Genomic DNA, 14,894 nt, shown 5'->3' with positions numbered 1-14,894 from the left:
GCTCAGTGCCCCGTTGCGTCTCGCGTGGGCAGCTCCGACGGAGAGTTCGGTCGCCGCCGGGTCTTGGCGTTGATCAGATACTCCTGCAGGTCGAGCAGCGGGCGGCCCTCGTCGTCGGTGGTCCGCGGCATCCACCGGCCGTCGGAGTCCAGCAGCCAGCAGACCGTACCGTCGTCGAAGGCGAGATCGAACAGGTTGGTGATCTCCTGGACGTGGGCCGGGTTGGTGATCGACGCCAGCACCTCGACCCGGCGATCAAGGTTGCGGTGCATCAGGTCGGCCGAGCCGATGCCGACCGTCGGTTCGCCGGCGGCGGCGAACCAGAACATCCGGCTGTGCTCGAGGAACCGGCCGAGAATGCTGCGGACCCGGATGTTTTCGCTCAGCCCGGGCACGCCGGGCCGCAGCGTGCAGATGCCGCGGACCCACAGGTCGACCGGGACACCGGCCTGGGACGCCCGGTAGAGACCGTCCACGATCGCCTCGTCGACCAGCGAATTGACCTTGATCTTGATCCCCGCGGGCCGGCCGGCGCGCTGGTTGTCGATCTCGGCGCTGATCCGTTCCATCAGCCCGGTCCGGACCCCGTCCGGCGCGACCAGCAGCCGCCGGTACTGGGTTTCCTGGCTGATCCCGGACAGGTGGTTGAACAGCCGGCCGATGTCGTCGGTGACGATCGGGTTGGCGGTGAGCAGGCCCATGTCCTCGTACTGCCGGGCCGTCTTCGGGTTGTAGTTGCCGGTGCCGATGTGGGCGTAGCGACGCAGGCCGTCCGGCTCGTCGCGGACCACCATCGACAGCTTGCAGTGGGTCTTCAGCCCGACCATGCCGTAGACGACGTGGCAGCCGTGCTGCTCCAGCCGGCGGGCCCAGGCGATGTTGGCCGACTCGTCGAACCGGGCCTTGATCTCGATCACCGCGAGCACCTGCTTGCCGGCCTCCGCCGCCTCGATCAACGCGTCGATGATCGGCGAATCACCGGAGGTCCGGTAGAGCGTCTGCTTGATCGCCAGCACGTGTGGGTCGTCGGCCGCCTGCTCGATGAACCGCTGCACGCTGGTGGCGAAGGAGTCGTACGGATGGTGCAGCAGCACGTCGCGCTGCTTCAGCGCCGCGAACAGGTCGGCCGGCTTCGACGTCTCCACCTCGGCCAGGTGCGGATGGGTGGCCGGCAGGAAGGCCGGGTATTTCAGCTCGGCGCGGTCGACCCCGGTCAGCGAGAACAGCCCGCCCAGGTCGAGCGGGGCCGGCAGCAGGAAGACCTCCTTCTCGCTGATGTCCAGCTCGGAGATCAACAACTCCAGCAGCTTCGGGTCGATGTCGTCCTCGACCTCGAGCCGCACCGGCGGCCGGCCGATCTTGCGCCGCAGCAGCTCCTTCTCCAGCGCGACCAGCAGGTTTTCGGCGTCGTCCTCCTCGACCTCGACGTCCTCGTTCCGGGTCACCCGGAAGGTGTAGTGGCCGACCACCTGCATCCCGCTGAACAACTGGTCCAGATGCCGGGCGATCACGTCCTCCAGCGGGACGTAGCGGCCCTCGGCCAGCTGCAGGAACCGCGGCAGCACGTTCGGCACCTTGACCCGGGCGAACTGCCGCGACCCGGTGGTCGGGTTGCGGACCATCACGGCGAGGTTGATCGACAGCCCGGAGATGTACGGGAACGGGTGCGACGGATCGACCGCCAGCGGCGTCAGCACCGGGAAGATCCGCTCCGCGAAGAGCTCGTTCATCCGGTCCTTCTCGGCCGGCTCGAGCTCGTCCCAGCGCAGGATCTCGATGCCCTCCTTGGCCAGCTCCGGCCGGATCTCGGCGGTGAAGATCCGGGACTGTTCGGCGAACAGCTCCCGGGTCCGGGTGAGGATCTTGGTGTGCACCTCGCGCGGCATCATTCCGCTGATCGTCGGTACGGCGACGCCGGCCGCTATCCGGCGCTTCAGCCCGGCCACCCGGACCATGTAGAACTCGTCCAGGTTGTTGGCGAAGATCGCCAGGAACTTGGCCCGCTCCAGCAGCGGGATCCGGTCGGCGTCCCGGGCCAGGTCGAGCACCCGGTTGTTGAAGGCGAGCCAGGACAGCTCACGATCCAGGAACCGGTCGGAGGGGAGTTCCGGGGCCGACGGCAGCAGGTCGGGCACGTCCCGCGCCGGACCCTCGTCGAACTCGTCAGCCAGACCGGTGTCGTACTCGCCAGCGCTCATGGCAGCACCCTTCTCGACTTCCTGCTCCGCCAAGCGGCCGCGATACCGGCGGAACCGCTCGATGATGCCGCCTGGTCCCCCGTGAATCGCTCCCCCGAATCGCATCGTAATCACCCACCATGAATCGCCGTCGTGGAATACATGACATCCCGGGTGTCTATCGTGAACCCGGTGCGCTGATAGAGCGCGATCGCCCCGGCATTCTCACCCTCGGTGTAGAGGATCACCTCGTCGTCGCCGCGCTCGGCCAGGTGGATCAGCCCCCGGGTCAGCAGCGCGGATCCGATCCCGCCGCCGGACCGGTCCGGGTCGACGCCGATCACGTACACCTCGCCGAGGGTGCCGGGATGCTGCTTGGTCCAGTGGAAGCCGATCATGGTGTCGCCGTCGGTCGCCACCAGGAAGCCGGCCGGGTCGAACCAGTCCTGACCGATCCGTTGATCAAGATCGGCGCGGGTGATCGCGCCCTGCTCCGGGTGGTGGGCGAACGCGCGCCGGTTGACTGTCAGCCACTGAGCTTCGTCGACCCCGACCTGGAAGGCTCGGATCTCAATCCCGGTGGGGATCGGGGCCGGCGCGACCGGCTCGGTCAGTGGTCGCTTCATGATCAACAACTCGCGCTGCCGGGTCAGCCCGTGGCGCTCGGCCAGGGCCCGGGCGGCGGTGGTGTCCCGGGTCGCCCAGAACGCGACAGGCCCGGCACCGCGGGCCCGGCCGAGCGTGATCAACTCGGCCAGCAGAGCGCTGCCGGTGCCGTGCCGGCGATGATCGGGATGCACCACCAGGCTGCCGGTGGCATCGAGCAGTTGCCCATAGCCGACCAGCCGGTCGCCGTCGACGGCCAGCAGATGGTCGACCGCGTGCTCCGAGCCGGCCTCAGCGAGCGCCAGCTCGGCGGCCTCGTTGAGCGCGCTGAATCCGTCGTCCGCCGTGGCTTCCTCGACCAGCCGCCGCACGTCCGACCGCTGGTCGGAGGACAGGGCTGTCGTACGGTCGGTGCGGGTGGATCGGGGTGTCACGGGGGCAAGGCTATCGGGCCTATGCTGACCCCCATGCTGGACGAGGAATACCGACCCGACCAGATCACCGAGTACGGGACCGCGGCGCAGGACGCTGCCGTGCAGCGGATGCGACCTCATCTGCGGCTGACCCGGATCGGGGTCGCGGTGGCCGCGGTCGCCGTGCTGTTCGATGTGGTCGCGCTGGCGACGTTCCCGATCTTCGCCGGTCTCGGGCCGACCCGGGCCTGGGTGATCACCGCCCTCGTCGCCGGCGTGCTGCTGCTCGCCATCGCCGGGTTCCAGCTGGTCTGCTGGCAACTGGCGTTCGCGGAGTGGCGCAGCGGCCCCGACCGCGACCTGAACCGGCTCGCGCTGATCTCCTACCTGGCGCACTGGGTCTCGTACCTGGTGGTGCTGCTCGCCCTCTTCGCCGCGATGGCGGCAAGCCGGGAGTCGGGCTGGTCCTCCACCTCAGCCGTGTTCACCGCGCTCGGCCTCGCCTTCGCGATCGGCGGCCAGGTGCTCGCCGGCGTGCAATACCTGCGCACCGCCGGTCCGCCCGGGACCATCCCGGCGCACATGCGCCGCCTGATCGAGCGGGAACGGGTCCGGGCCCGGCGCGGCTCGCGTCCGACCTGAATCCGTCCCTGAGCTGGCTTGTTCCGTTCCCTGAGCCTGTCGAAGGGCAGTCCAGATCGCGCCGGTCTTAGGCTTTCCGACCGTCCGACCCGCGGCCTAGGAGCCGTCGGCCTCGGCCAGGCTCGGTTCCTCGGCCCGGTCGCCGTCCTGGACGTCGTTGTCATGATCACGCTTGCGCTCGGGCTGAATGACGAACCGGTAGCCCACATTGCGGACGGTCCCGATCACGGCTTCGTACTCGGGGCCGAGCTTGGCTCGGAGTCGCCGGACATGCACGTCGACAGTCCGGGTGCCGCCGTAGTAGTCGTAGCCCCAGACGTCGCTGAGCAACTGCTGCCGGCTGAACACCCGGCCCGGATGCTGGGCCAGATACTTCAGCAGCTCGAACTCGGTGTAGGTGAGGTCGATCTGTTCGCCGTTGAGCTTGGCCGAGTAGGCCGCCTCGTCGATCACGATCGGACCGGTGTCGATCAGCGGTTCGGTGGTGGTCGCGCCCAGCGGCGCCAGGGCCAGCCGGAGCCGGACGTCGACCTCGGCCGGGCCGGCGGTGCTCAGCAGCAGATCGTCGAATCCCCAGTCGGACGAGAGCGCCGGCAGTCCGCCCTCGCTGGCGATCACCAGCAACGGGCTGTCCTTGCCGGTGGCGCCGATCAGCCGGCACAGCGAGCGGGCCCCGACCAGGTCCCGGCGGGCGTCGAGCAGGATCACCTCGGCCGCCGGAGCATCGAGCAGGGCGGTCGCCTCGGCCGGCGCGACCTTCACCTGATGCGGCAGCAATTCCAACGCCGGCAGGATTTCCGCGGACGCGCTCGTGTCGTTCGTCAACAACAAGAGGGTGGCCATGGCGGTCTCCTTCTGCGTCCCCGGTCCGCCCATTCTGACCCGTCGGTGACGGCAATCCCAAATTCCGGACCTCGGCGGGTGAACGGTTTCCCGATCCGGATGGAGCACACTGACCTGATGACGACGGTACGGATCCGCTACTGGGCCGGGGCGAAGGCGGTGGCCGGTACGGCGACGGAGGAGGTCGAGGCGGCGACCCCGCGGGAGGCTCTGGCGGAGGTCGGCCGGCACCGGAACGACCCGTCGTTCGACCGGGTGATCGGCGCCTGTTCGATCCTGATCGACGGTCACGCCGCGCACGACGCCGATCTCGACCGGCCGGTGGTCGGGGTGGTCGAGGTGGAGTTGCTGCCGCCCTTCGCCGGAGGCTGAGCGTCCCGTAATTCGGTCAGATCCTCGCGGATCGGCGGCATCCGGATCGACATCTCAATTATCGGTCAGCTTGGTCAATATTCGAGACGGTACGGGATGGCCTCGAGACCCGCCCGTACAGTGACGGCATGACCACGAATCGACTGGGGTCCATGCTGACCCGGCGGCTCGCGGTCGATCATTGCCGGATGCGGTCGTCGTTGTGTCCGGGGCAGTGCCCCGCCTCCGCCCGCTGAACCCAGCATTTCTCATTCAGCCGGCAACGGCCCACCCCTAGGCACATCCGCGCCATGGGACCACTCATGCCATCCATCCGAAACTCAGGAGAAGCCAACCATGAGCAACACGCAAGCTGCGGTCGACGCTCTCGTCGACGCCGACTGGGTCGCCGCCCACGCCGACGACGCGAACGTCGTCCTGGTCGAGGTCGACGAGGACACCACGGCCTACGACGGTGGCCACATCGCCGGTGCGATCAAGCTGGACTGGAAGACCGACCTGCAGGATCCGGTCCGCCGCGACTTCGTCAGCAAGGAGCAGTTCGAGAAGCTGCTGTCCGAGCGGGGCATCGGCAACGACCACACGGTGGTGCTGTACGGCGGCAACAACAACTGGTTCGCCGCGTACGCGTACTGGTACTTCAAGCTGTACGGCCACACCGACGTGAAGCTGCTCGACGGCGGCCGCAAGAAGTGGGAGCTGGATGCGCGGGAGCTGACGGCCGAGGTGCCGGCCCGCGAGGCCACCAGCTACACCGCGCAGGAGCCGAACCTCGAGATCCGGGCGTTCCGGGACGAGGTCGTCTCCGCCATCGGCGTGAAGGGCCTGATCGACGTCCGCAGCCCCGACGAGTACGCCGGCCGGCTGCTGGCCCCGGCGCACCTGCCGCAGGAGCAGTCGCAGCGCGGCGGTCACATCCCGACCGCGGCCAACGTGCCGTGGAGCAAGGCGGCGAACGACGACGGCACCTTCAAGAAGCCGGAAGAGCTGACCGAGATCTACACCGAGGCCGGCCTCGATCTGGACAAGGACATCATCGCCTACTGCCGGATCGGCGAGCGCAGCGCGCACACCTGGTTCGTGCTGCACGAGCTGCTGGGGCAGCAGAACGTGAAGAACTACGACGGCTCGTGGACCGAGTACGGTTCGCTCGTCGGCGTACCGGTGGCCGTGGGCGACGAGCCCGGCCAGGCCTGAACAGTCGACGAAAAGGAGTTTGATCATGTGCGGTGCGACCAAGGGCGGGCTCGAGCTGGCCGGTGTCGACGTGACCAAGGAGGCCGTGATCCAGGGCCGGGTGCTGCGCGGCGGCACCCCGGTGCCGGGTGCGTACGTGCGCCTGCTCGACTCGGGCGGCGAGTTCACCGCTGAGGTTCCCACCTCGGCAACCGGCCACTTCCGGTTCTTCGCCGGCGACGGCAACTGGACCCTACGCACCCTGGCCCCCGGTGCCAAGGCCGACCGCCCGGTCGTCGCCGCCCGCGGCACCGTAGCCGAAATCGACGTAGACCTGGAAGCCGCCTAAAACCGCCGAGACGTCACTTATGCACGCACTTTTTCGGCGTGTCGGAGCATAAGTGACGTCTCGGCGTCGTTTCTGAGGCGGTTGCACCGGCAGCGAGCCTGCCGGCCCTAGGTCGGTGTCAGCCGCCGAACAGGGTCAGCAGCCGTCGTTGCTCGCCGGTCACCACCAAGGTGCTGTTCGTGGCGGTGGGATAGATCTCGGCCTGGTGCCACTGTGCCTCACGAACGCCGGAGGCCACTCCGATCTTTGCGCCTCGGGCGCGTAGCTCGCTGAGGAGTTGCTGCGACTCGAACAGATAGACCGAATCGATGCGCCAAGGCCTCACGGTCCGCTCGTCACGGGCAGTCATCTTCGGCCCGGTCAGGACGAGGTAGTAGTCGGGCGTCGCCGGCTCGCTCAGGTCGAGGATGCCGTCACGCTTGAGGTACCACTTGATGTTGACACTCTTGTTCGCCAGCGCTTCCGAACGGAACTGGCCATCGATGGCCTTGGCGGCGGCGTTCTCGTTGAGATCTATGTCGAAGATGCGGGCCGCGATCCACTCCCCGGCATGACCGGAGGTCATCGGCCGGTCGATCAATCGGCCGATCCGCTCGTCAATCAGATTGCGCATTCCCAGCAACTCTGCGAGGCGTACCAGTTCGATGTCCTTCATTTCGTCAGCGTGCCACCGTCACCGCCCCACCACGCCGAGTTGTCAGAACTGAGTTGTGCCAGGACACAACTCAGTTCTGACAACTCGGCGGCGGGTCGGCTAGAGGGCGGCGAGGGCGCGGACGGTGGCAAGGGCGGCTTCGGCGGCTTCGCGGCCCTTGTCCTCGATCGAGCCGGGTAGGCCGGCTCGGTCCAGGGCCTGTTGCTCGTTGTCGCAGGTGAGGACGCCGAAGCCGACCGGGATGCCGGTACGGACACTGACCTCGGTCAGGCCGGTGGTCGCGGCCTGGCAGACGTAGTCGAAGTGCGGGGTTCCGCCGCGGATCACCACACCGAGGGCGACCACCGCGTCGGCGCCGGCGGCGGCAGCGCGGGTGGCGGCGACCGGTAGCTCGAAGGAGCCGGGGACGCGGATCACCTCGATGGTCGCGCCGGATCGCTCCAGGGCGGCCTTGGCGCCGGCGAGGAGGCCGTCCATCACCTGCTGGTGCCAGCTCGCCGCGATCACCACGATCCGCAGCCCGCTGCCGTCGATCTCCAGTCGTGGTGCGCCTTCGCCGCTCATGTGGTCGTTCCCGTCGGTCGGTCGTCTGCGAACGGGGTGTCCGCGAGGGTGTCGAAGCGGTGGCCGAGCCGGTCCCGCTTGGTGGTCAGATAGCGGACGTTGTGCCGGCCTTCGCCGGCGTGCAGCGGCACCGCCTCGGTCACGGCGATGCCGGCCTCGGTCAGCGCGGTGATCTTGTCCGGGTTGTTGGTCAGCAGTCGTACTGCGGAGACGCCGAGCAGGCCCAGGATCCTTGCCCCGGCACGAAAATCGCGGGCATCCGCGGGGAGGCCGAGATCAAGGTTGGCGTCGACGGTGTCCCGGCCGCCGTCCTGCAGCCGGTAGGCGTTGATCTTGTCCAGCAACCCGATCCCGCGTCCCTCATGGCCGCGGAGATAGATGATCATGCCGCCCTCTGCCGCGACGGCCCGGAGCGCGGCCCGGAGCTGCGGGCCGCAGTCGCAACGCAGCGAGCCGAAGCCGTCACCGGTCAGGCATTCGGAGTGGACCCGGACCAGCGGGGTCCCGGTGGGCGGGGTGGCCGAGATCAGGGCCAGATGATCGGCCCCGGTCGCTGGATCGCGGAAGGCCCGGACGGCGAACTCGCCGAACTCGGTCGGCAGCACCGACTCCTCGCTGGAGACCAACAGCGACTGGGAATCCTGATGATCGGGATCGTGCCGTCGGCGCCAGTCGATCAGATCGGTGATCGTGATCACCGGCACGTCGTAGCGCGCGGCGATCTCCTCGGCATCGGCCAGCCGCATCATCTCGCCGTCGTCCCCGGCCATTTCGGCGATGCCGGCGACCTCACCGGTGCCGGCGAGCCGGACCAGGTCGGTCGCGGCCTCGGTGTGACCGGCGCGGGCCAGGACGCCGCCGGGCACGGAACGCAACGGCAGCACGTGTCCGGGCCGGATCAGGTCGGTCGCCCCGGCGGTCGGGTCGGCCAGCACCCGGAGGGTCCGGGCCCGGTCCGCCGCCGAGATGCCGGTGGTGATGCCCGTGGCAGCGTCGACGGTGATCGTGTACGCGGTCCGGCGCGGATCCTCCGATCGCGGCACCATCAGCGGCAATCGCAGGGCGTCGGCCCGGACGGCCGGCATCGGAGCGCAGACGAAACCGGAGGAGTGCCGGATCGTCCAGGCCAGCCAGGCCGGGGTGGCCCGGTCGGCGGCCAAGATCACGTCAACCTCGTTCTCCCGGTCGGGAGAGTCGGCGGCCAGCACGGGCCGGCCGTCCCGCAATGCCTGCAGGGCTTCCTCGATGGAGTTGATCATGATCCGACCCGCTCCCGTTCGCTGCCGGACGTGGCCAGCAGTCGCTCGACGTACTTGGCGATCACATCCACCTCGAGATTGACCTGCACCGCGGGCTCGAGCTTGCCCAGGGTGGTCACGTCCAAGGTCATCGGGATCAGCGACACGCCGAATCGATCATCACCGACCTCGGTCACGGTCAGCGACACTCCGTCCACCGCGATCGAGCCCTTCTCGGCCACGTAGCGGGCGAGCTCCGGCGGCAGCGTGATCACGATGTCGTCCCAGCGGGAGCCGGGCGTACGCGACTCGATCACACCGACCCCATCGACGTGGCCCTGGACGATGTGGCCGTCCAGTCGGCCGCCGGCGACGACCGCCCGCTCCAGGTTCAGTCCCTGCTCCGGCCGCACCGCGCCGAGCGTGGTCCGGCGCAACGTCTCCGGCATCACGTCGACGGTGAACCCGTCGGAGTGCAGTTCGATCACGGTCAGGCAGACGCCGTTGACGGCGACCGAGTCGCCCGGCTTCAGGTCGCCGAGGACCCTGGTCGCACGAATCCTCAGCTGGGCCGCGCCGTCCAGCTCGATCAGCCGCACGGCCGCGCCGTGCTCCTCGATGATTCCGGTGAACATCCATCCCCTCCGGTGCTTCCGCGGCAGGGCGGGATCCGGGGGATGGCTGAACGCCGGCGCGACCATGATCACGCCGACGCAGGACAGGACCGCGCAACCGGGGCCGACGCTGCGCGTGGCAACGCCGACACCAATGCCGCGGCCCGCGTGCTGCCTCCCATCCGGACTTTAACCGTCGGTTCTGGAGTTTCACCAGATCAACCGTTCCAGCGAACTGGAGCGGGTCGCGGACTGTCACCGCCGGCTCGGAATTTCACCGACCCCGGAGCACGTCGTGCCTTGCTTGTCGTCATCCAGTGTGGCACAGGGATCTGCCGGCACCGCCCGGCGTCCGGCTGCCGGGCACCCGATGTGACCAACCAGACAGAGGCTTCGGGACTGGTGGATCCGGGATCAGCCGGCGGTGTCGACGATGATCGTCATCGGTCCGTCGTTGATCGACGAGACGGCCATCGTCGCGCCGAAGCGACCGGTCGCCACCTCGGCGCCGAGCGTGCGCAGGGATTCGACGAAGGCGTCGACCAGCGGCTCGCTCACCTCGCGGGGAGCGGCGGCGCTCCAGGACGGTCGCCGACCCTTGCGTACGTCGGCGTACAGGGTGAACTGACTGACCACCAGCAACGGCGCACCCTCCTGGGCCGCCGATCGTTCGTCCGCCAGGATGCGCAGGTTCCAGATCTTGTCGGCCAGCCCGGCGCCGATCGTCGCCGTGTCCTCATGGGTGGCGCCGACCAAGATCAACAACCCGGGCCGGTCGATCGCCCCGACCACCTCTCCGTCGACCTCGACCCGAGCCGACATCACTCGTTGGACCACCGCGCGCATCAGCGCAGCCTAGTGCTCGGGTAGTTCCGGAGAGACTAAGGTCAGGTTTCCTGAGTGAGGAGTCACCATGTCCCGATCACTGGTCGTCAAGATCACCTGCGGTGCCGAGGCTGCCGAGCGTGCCAATCAGGGCTGGACGGTGGCCGCGATGGGCCTCGCCGCCGGTGCCGAGGTCACGGTCTGGCTGACCGGCGAGGCGGCCTGGTTCGCTGCGGCGGGGAGGCAGCCCGACCTCGAACTGCCGCACGCGACCGCGGTGGCCGACCTGGTTGAGACCGTACGCACCGGTGGCAGCATCGTGGTCTGCAGTCAGTGCGCCGCCCGGCGTGAGCTGACCCAAGATCAACTTCTGGCCGGGATCAAGATCGCCGGCGCCGCCGTGTTCGTCGAATCCGTGCTCGCCGACGGCGTGCAGGCGCTGGTCTACTGAGCCTCGATCCCCAGGTCACGGGCCAATTCGTCGGCGCTGATCGCGCCGGGCCGCTGGCCCGAACGGGCGGCCGCGCGAGCCAGGGTGGCCATCTTGGCGTTGATCGGGGCGGTCAGCCCGTGCCCATGGGCGATCCGGGCGATCTCGCCGTTCAGGTAGTCCGTCTCGATCGAGCCGGTGGCCCGGGCCAGCGACTGCCAGGTCGAACCGCCCAGTTGTTCCGGCTCACCGGGCACCGGGCGGACGGTGAATCCATCGGCCCGGGTGGCGGCCTCGTCCTCGTCGGAGGTGACGGTGATCTTGGCCGCCGCGAGCACGGACCGCGCCTCGGCGCCGGCGGCCGCGACCAGCCGGCGATGATCACCGTTGCCGGCGACCAAGGCCTGGAAGATGTTGCCTAGGTTGCCGATCAGCTTGCGATACTTCCACGGCATCACGTCCTCCGGCAGCGGCACCTTCAGGTGTGCCTGCTCCCAGTCGGCCTTGATCGACGCCAGCAGTTCATGATCATCCGGCCCGGCGCTGGTGGCCGGGACCCGGCTCAGATGCAACAGTCCGGTGTACGGGACCGCGCGCGCGATCACCTCACCCGGGACCAGATGGACGGCCGGCAGCCAGACGCACACCCCGTACACCCGACGGAAGTAGCGCAACGCGATCCGTTCGCTGGCCACCCCGTTCAACGCGGTCAGCATCGGCAGCAACTCGCCGGCGGTGCCGAGCTCCTTGCCGTCGGACAGCACCGGACGGTCGACCCAGTCGACGAGTGCCGCCTGGGCCTGGTGCGTCTTGGTCGTCAGCACCAGCACGTCGTCCGGGGTCAGCTCGAGCTCCGCAGCGGAGCCGATCGCCGTCACCGGCAAGGTGACGGCCTCCTCCGGCGTACGCATCCGGAGGCCGGTCGCGCGGAGTGCGGCAAGATGATCGCCGCGAGCGACCAGGACCGTGGCAAACCCGGCCTGCGCCAGCCGGCCGCCGACCGCGCCGCCGATCGCTCCGGCCCCGATGATGATGTAGCGCCTCATGGCGGAAATACTATTCCACCAGCCGATTCGAGGGTCCCGCAATGCCGGAGGTCGGGACACTAGACTGACCGCCATGACGATCACCTCCGTCTTTGTGACGCTGTTGATCGGGGGATTCGCGGCCTTCGGCCTCGCGGCGCTGGCCTATCTGGCGATGTTGGTGATCAACAGTGCGCGAACACCACGCACCGAACCAGATCAGGACGTGATGGACACCGAGTTCATCGAATCCCCGACGGTGAAGATCGTCCGGCGACCTCGAACGAACGACGGGAAATGATCAATGGCCTTTGAGATTCCGGCTGGTTTGCACCCCGACCTGGTCGGGCTTGCCTGGATGATCGGTCGTTGGGAGGGCTCCGGAAAGGGGAGCTATCCCGACACCGCGGACTTCGACTTCGGCCAGCAGGTCGACTTCGCCCACAACGGCGACAACTACCTGCACTACCTGTCGCAGACCTTCGAGGTCGGCGAGGACGGCCGGGCGATCCGCCCGCTGGGCATGGAGACCGGCTTCTGGCGGCCGCAAGGCGACGGCACACTCGAGGTCGTCCTCTGCCATCCGACCGGTTACGCCGAGGTCTGGTACGGCAAGATCACCGGAGCCAAGGTCGAGCTCACCACCGACGCCGTCGTCCGCACCGCCACCGCGGAGGAGTACACGGCCGGCCAGCGCCTGTACGGCAACGTCGACGGCGAGCTGCTCTGGACCTTCGACAAGGCCGCGAACGGCCACGAACTGCAGAACCACATCTGGGCCCGCCTCCGCCGAGCCTGACCCAACCCGCCGAGTTGTCAGAAATGAGAAGCCCTATGGCACAACTCAGTTCTGACAAGTCGGAGGGGTGATCAAGACGATGTTCCGGCTCGACGAGGCCGGGCATACGCTGGACCGGTGAGCGTTGAGGTGACGGAAGGTCCGGATCAGGGTGCGGTCTGGCATTACGGCGACCCGATGCGGGAGCAGCGGCAGTTGGAGCAGGGCTCGGCCCTGGTCGACCTGTCGCACCGCGACGTCGTCACGATCACCGGTCCGGACCGGCTGACCTGGCTGCACTCGCTGACCACCCAGCATCTGGAACACCTGGCTGCCGGAGTCGGCACCACGACGCTGGTGCTGGATCCGCAGGGACACCTCGAGCACGTTCTCTACGGCGTCGACGACGGCACCACCTTCTGGGCGCACACCGAGCCCGGCGCGGGCGCGGCCGCGGCCGAGTGGCTGGACCGGATGCGGTTCATGATGCGGGTCGAGGTGGCCGACCGGTCGGCCGAGTTCGGCCTGGTCTGGGCCCCGGCGGCGCTCGAGTTGCCGGCTGCCCCGGCGGTCGCGACCCGGGCCGGCGAGGACTCGCTCGGCGGACGCGAGTTGTTCCTGGCCCGGGAGGCGGTGCCCGCGCTGCTGGCCGACCGTGACCGGGCCGGGATGTGGGCGTACGAGGCCCGGCGGATCGCGGCCGGCGTGCCGCGGTTCGGCCTGGACACCGACCAGCGGGCGATCCCGAACGAGCTCGGTCTGCTCGGGGTCGCGGTGCACCTGGACAAGGGCTGTTACCGCGGCCAGGAGACGGTGGCCCGGGTGCATACGCTGGGCCGGCCGCCGCGCCGGCTCGCACTGCTGCACCTCGACGGCAGCGTCAACGAGCTGCCCGCAACCGGTGACCCGCTGCTGCTGGACGGCCGCCAGGTCGGTTTCGCCGGCAGTTCGGCCCGGCACCACGAGCTCGGCCCGATCGCGCTCGGCCTGGTCAAGCGCAACGTGCCGATCGATGCCGCGCTGATCGTCGGCGGCGAGGTCGAGATCGCCGCGAGCCAGGAGGCCCTGGTGGATCCCGAGGTCGGCCTGCACGTCCGCGCCCGGCTCTGACGCGGGGCCGGTGCCGAGATCCGAGGCGCCCGGCCACTACCCTCGGCCTGGTGAGTTCACTCGGGTCGGATCCGGTCGTTGTCGAGGTGGTCCGCAGCGGCTTCGTGGAGAGCGTCCACCACGGCCGGATCGCGATCACCGCGCCCGACGGGTCGTTGGTCGCCGGCCTCGGCGACGTGGCGTCGCCGTTCTTCCCGCGCAGCGCGTCCAAGCCGCTGCAGGCGGTGGGCATGGTCCGGCTCGGGCTCGACCTGACCGGTGAGCTGCTGGCACTGACCTGCGGCTCCCATACCGGCGAGCCGTTCCACGTCGATGGCGTACGGGCGATGCTGGCCCGCTCCCGGCTGACCGAGGACGCACTGCAGACCCCGCCCGACTGGCCGATCGACGACGAGGCCCGGCTGGCCGAGATCGTGGCCGGTCGCACCCAACGGCCGATCACCATGAACTGCTCCGGCAAGCACGCCGGCATGATCACCACGGCCATGATCAACGACTGGCCGATCGAGGACTACCTCGACCCTGGACATCCCGTACAGCAAGGGATTCTGGCCGCCATTGCCGACCTGACCGGAGATCGGCCCGCGGCCGTTGCCATCGACGGCTGCGGTGCGCCGTTGGTCGCCGTCACGCTGACCGGGCTGGCCCGCGCGTTCGGCCGGATCGCCGGGGCGACCGGAAGATCACCGGAGGCTCGGGTGGCCGAGGCGATCCGTGCTCATCCGCAATGGGTCTCCGGCACTCACCGGGACGAGTATGCGCTGCACCAGGCGGTCCCCGGCCTGGTCGCCAAGAGCGGTGCCGAGGCGGTCTATGCCGCCGGCCTGCCGGACGGCCGGGGGATCGCGATCAAGATCAACGACGGGTCGCAGCGGGCCCGGCCGGTGCTGCTGGCCGAGCTGCTGCTCCGGCTCGGCTTCGACCACGAGACCGTACGCCAGCAGGCCCGGCCCGCGGTCCTCGGCCACGGCGCTCCGGTCGGCGAGATCCGCGCCGTCCTGCCCAAGGACTGGACACCCCGAGGCGCCGTCTTCCCGGCCGTGGGACACCGTTCGCCGGAGTCGTTACGCTAGCGCG

Annotated in this window: 18 protein-coding genes and 1 riboswitch; of the genes, 9 read left to right on the top strand and 9 right to left on the bottom strand. The window is 69.1% G+C overall.

What is annotated here, in order from left to right:
- Window positions 1-2 precede the first annotated feature (2 nt).
- Entirely contained in the window at window positions 3-2,198 is a 2,196-nt protein-coding gene (locus tag FNH24_RS30970; RefSeq protein WP_152366107.1) for an RNA degradosome polyphosphate kinase, read from the bottom strand.
- A gap of 110 nt (window positions 2,199-2,308) precedes the next feature.
- A complete protein-coding gene (gene mshD, locus FNH24_RS30965) occupies window positions 2,309-3,217 on the bottom strand; it encodes a mycothiol synthase (protein WP_217428646.1) in 909 nt (302 codons plus the stop codon).
- 33 nt (window positions 3,218-3,250) lie between these two features.
- Between mshD and FNH24_RS30960 the strand changes: the two genes are divergently transcribed.
- Entirely contained in the window at window positions 3,251-3,838 is a 588-nt protein-coding gene (locus FNH24_RS30960; RefSeq protein WP_170304547.1) for a hypothetical protein, read from the top strand.
- Between the two features lie 96 nt (window positions 3,839-3,934).
- Here the strand turns inward: FNH24_RS30960 and FNH24_RS30955 are convergent, their stop codons facing one another.
- The gene (locus tag FNH24_RS30955) at window positions 3,935-4,681 is read right to left on the bottom strand and encodes a winged helix-turn-helix transcriptional regulator (protein ID WP_152366104.1); all 747 of its coding nucleotides are present in this window, start codon (window positions 4,679-4,681) and stop codon (window positions 3,935-3,937) included.
- A gap of 117 nt (window positions 4,682-4,798) precedes the next feature.
- Between FNH24_RS30955 and FNH24_RS31670 the strand changes: the two genes are divergently transcribed.
- The 3 genes from FNH24_RS31670 (at window position 4,799) to FNH24_RS30940 (ending at window position 6,578) form a co-directional block, all read left to right on the top strand.
- Window positions 4,799-5,053, top strand: a complete 255-nt coding sequence (locus FNH24_RS31670) for a MoaD/ThiS family protein (RefSeq protein WP_161606405.1) — start codon at window positions 4,799-4,801, stop codon at window positions 5,051-5,053.
- A gap of 336 nt (window positions 5,054-5,389) precedes the next feature.
- Complete coding sequence (locus FNH24_RS30945) at window positions 5,390-6,250, top strand: sulfurtransferase (protein ID WP_152366103.1); 861 nt, start codon at window positions 5,390-5,392, stop codon at window positions 6,248-6,250.
- A 25-nt stretch (window positions 6,251-6,275) separates the two neighbouring features.
- A complete protein-coding gene (locus FNH24_RS30940) occupies window positions 6,276-6,578 on the top strand; it encodes a DUF1416 domain-containing protein (protein ID WP_152366102.1) in 303 nt (100 codons plus the stop codon).
- 118 nt (window positions 6,579-6,696) lie between these two features.
- On the opposite strand, the gene FNH24_RS30935 is transcribed toward FNH24_RS30940, so the two are convergent.
- The 5 genes from FNH24_RS30935 to dtd form a co-directional block, all read right to left on the bottom strand.
- A complete protein-coding gene (locus tag FNH24_RS30935) occupies window positions 6,697-7,233 on the bottom strand; it encodes a hypothetical protein (RefSeq protein WP_152366101.1) in 537 nt (178 codons plus the stop codon).
- A 99-nt stretch (window positions 7,234-7,332) separates the two neighbouring features.
- Entirely contained in the window at window positions 7,333-7,797 is a 465-nt protein-coding gene (gene ribH / locus FNH24_RS30930) for a 6,7-dimethyl-8-ribityllumazine synthase (RefSeq protein ID WP_152366100.1), read from the bottom strand.
- Complete coding sequence (gene ribA, locus FNH24_RS30925; RefSeq protein WP_175047934.1) at window positions 7,794-9,056, bottom strand: GTP cyclohydrolase II; 1,263 nt, start codon at window positions 9,054-9,056, stop codon at window positions 7,794-7,796. The genes ribH and ribA overlap by 4 nt, the downstream gene beginning before the upstream one ends.
- Entirely contained in the window at window positions 9,053-9,670 is a 618-nt protein-coding gene (locus tag FNH24_RS30920; protein WP_152366200.1) for a riboflavin synthase, read from the bottom strand. Before FNH24_RS30920 ends, ribA begins: the two co-directional genes overlap by 4 nt.
- 144 nt (window positions 9,671-9,814) lie before the next feature.
- Window positions 9,815-9,944: riboswitch (FMN riboswitch) on the bottom strand.
- Between the two features lie 119 nt (window positions 9,945-10,063).
- Entirely contained in the window at window positions 10,064-10,495 is a 432-nt protein-coding gene (gene dtd / locus FNH24_RS30915; RefSeq protein ID WP_152366099.1) for a D-aminoacyl-tRNA deacylase, read from the bottom strand.
- A 67-nt stretch (window positions 10,496-10,562) separates the two neighbouring features.
- On the opposite strand from dtd, the gene FNH24_RS30910 reads away from it, so the two are divergent.
- Window positions 10,563-10,925, top strand: a complete 363-nt coding sequence (locus FNH24_RS30910) for a DsrE family protein (RefSeq protein ID WP_152366098.1) — start codon at window positions 10,563-10,565, stop codon at window positions 10,923-10,925.
- Here FNH24_RS30910 and FNH24_RS30905 read toward each other — a convergent pair.
- Complete coding sequence (locus tag FNH24_RS30905; protein ID WP_152366097.1) at window positions 10,919-11,950, bottom strand: ketopantoate reductase family protein; 1,032 nt, start codon at window positions 11,948-11,950, stop codon at window positions 10,919-10,921. The genes FNH24_RS30910 and FNH24_RS30905 overlap by 7 nt on opposite strands.
- 73 nt (window positions 11,951-12,023) lie before the next feature.
- Here FNH24_RS30905 and FNH24_RS30900 point away from each other — a divergent pair, with 73 nt between their 5' ends.
- The 4 genes from FNH24_RS30900 (at window position 12,024) to FNH24_RS30885 (ending at window position 14,890) form a co-directional block, all read left to right on the top strand.
- Entirely contained in the window at window positions 12,024-12,230 is a 207-nt protein-coding gene (locus FNH24_RS30900; RefSeq protein ID WP_152366096.1) for a hypothetical protein, read from the top strand.
- 3 nt (window positions 12,231-12,233) lie between these two features.
- Window positions 12,234-12,728 carry a heme-binding beta-barrel domain-containing protein gene (locus FNH24_RS30895; protein WP_152366095.1) on the top strand — a complete coding sequence of 165 codons (495 nt, stop codon included), beginning with the start codon at window positions 12,234-12,236 and terminating at the stop codon, window positions 12,726-12,728.
- 117 nt (window positions 12,729-12,845) lie between these two features.
- Entirely contained in the window at window positions 12,846-13,817 is a 972-nt protein-coding gene (gene ygfZ, locus FNH24_RS30890; protein ID WP_343031917.1) for a CAF17-like 4Fe-4S cluster assembly/insertion protein YgfZ, read from the top strand.
- Between the two features lie 50 nt (window positions 13,818-13,867).
- Window positions 13,868-14,890, top strand: coding sequence for an asparaginase (locus FNH24_RS30885; protein ID WP_246187158.1), 1,023 nt, complete (start codon window positions 13,868-13,870; stop codon window positions 14,888-14,890).
- The last annotated feature ends 4 nt before the right edge of the window (window positions 14,891-14,894 follow it).

The sequence above is a fragment of the Microlunatus speluncae genome (assembly GCF_009299835.1).
Classification (GTDB): domain Bacteria; phylum Actinomycetota; class Actinomycetes; order Propionibacteriales; family Propionibacteriaceae; genus Microlunatus; species Microlunatus speluncae.
Note: the sequence above shows the minus strand (reverse complement) of the source record. Positions and strands in the feature narration are given on the sequence as shown.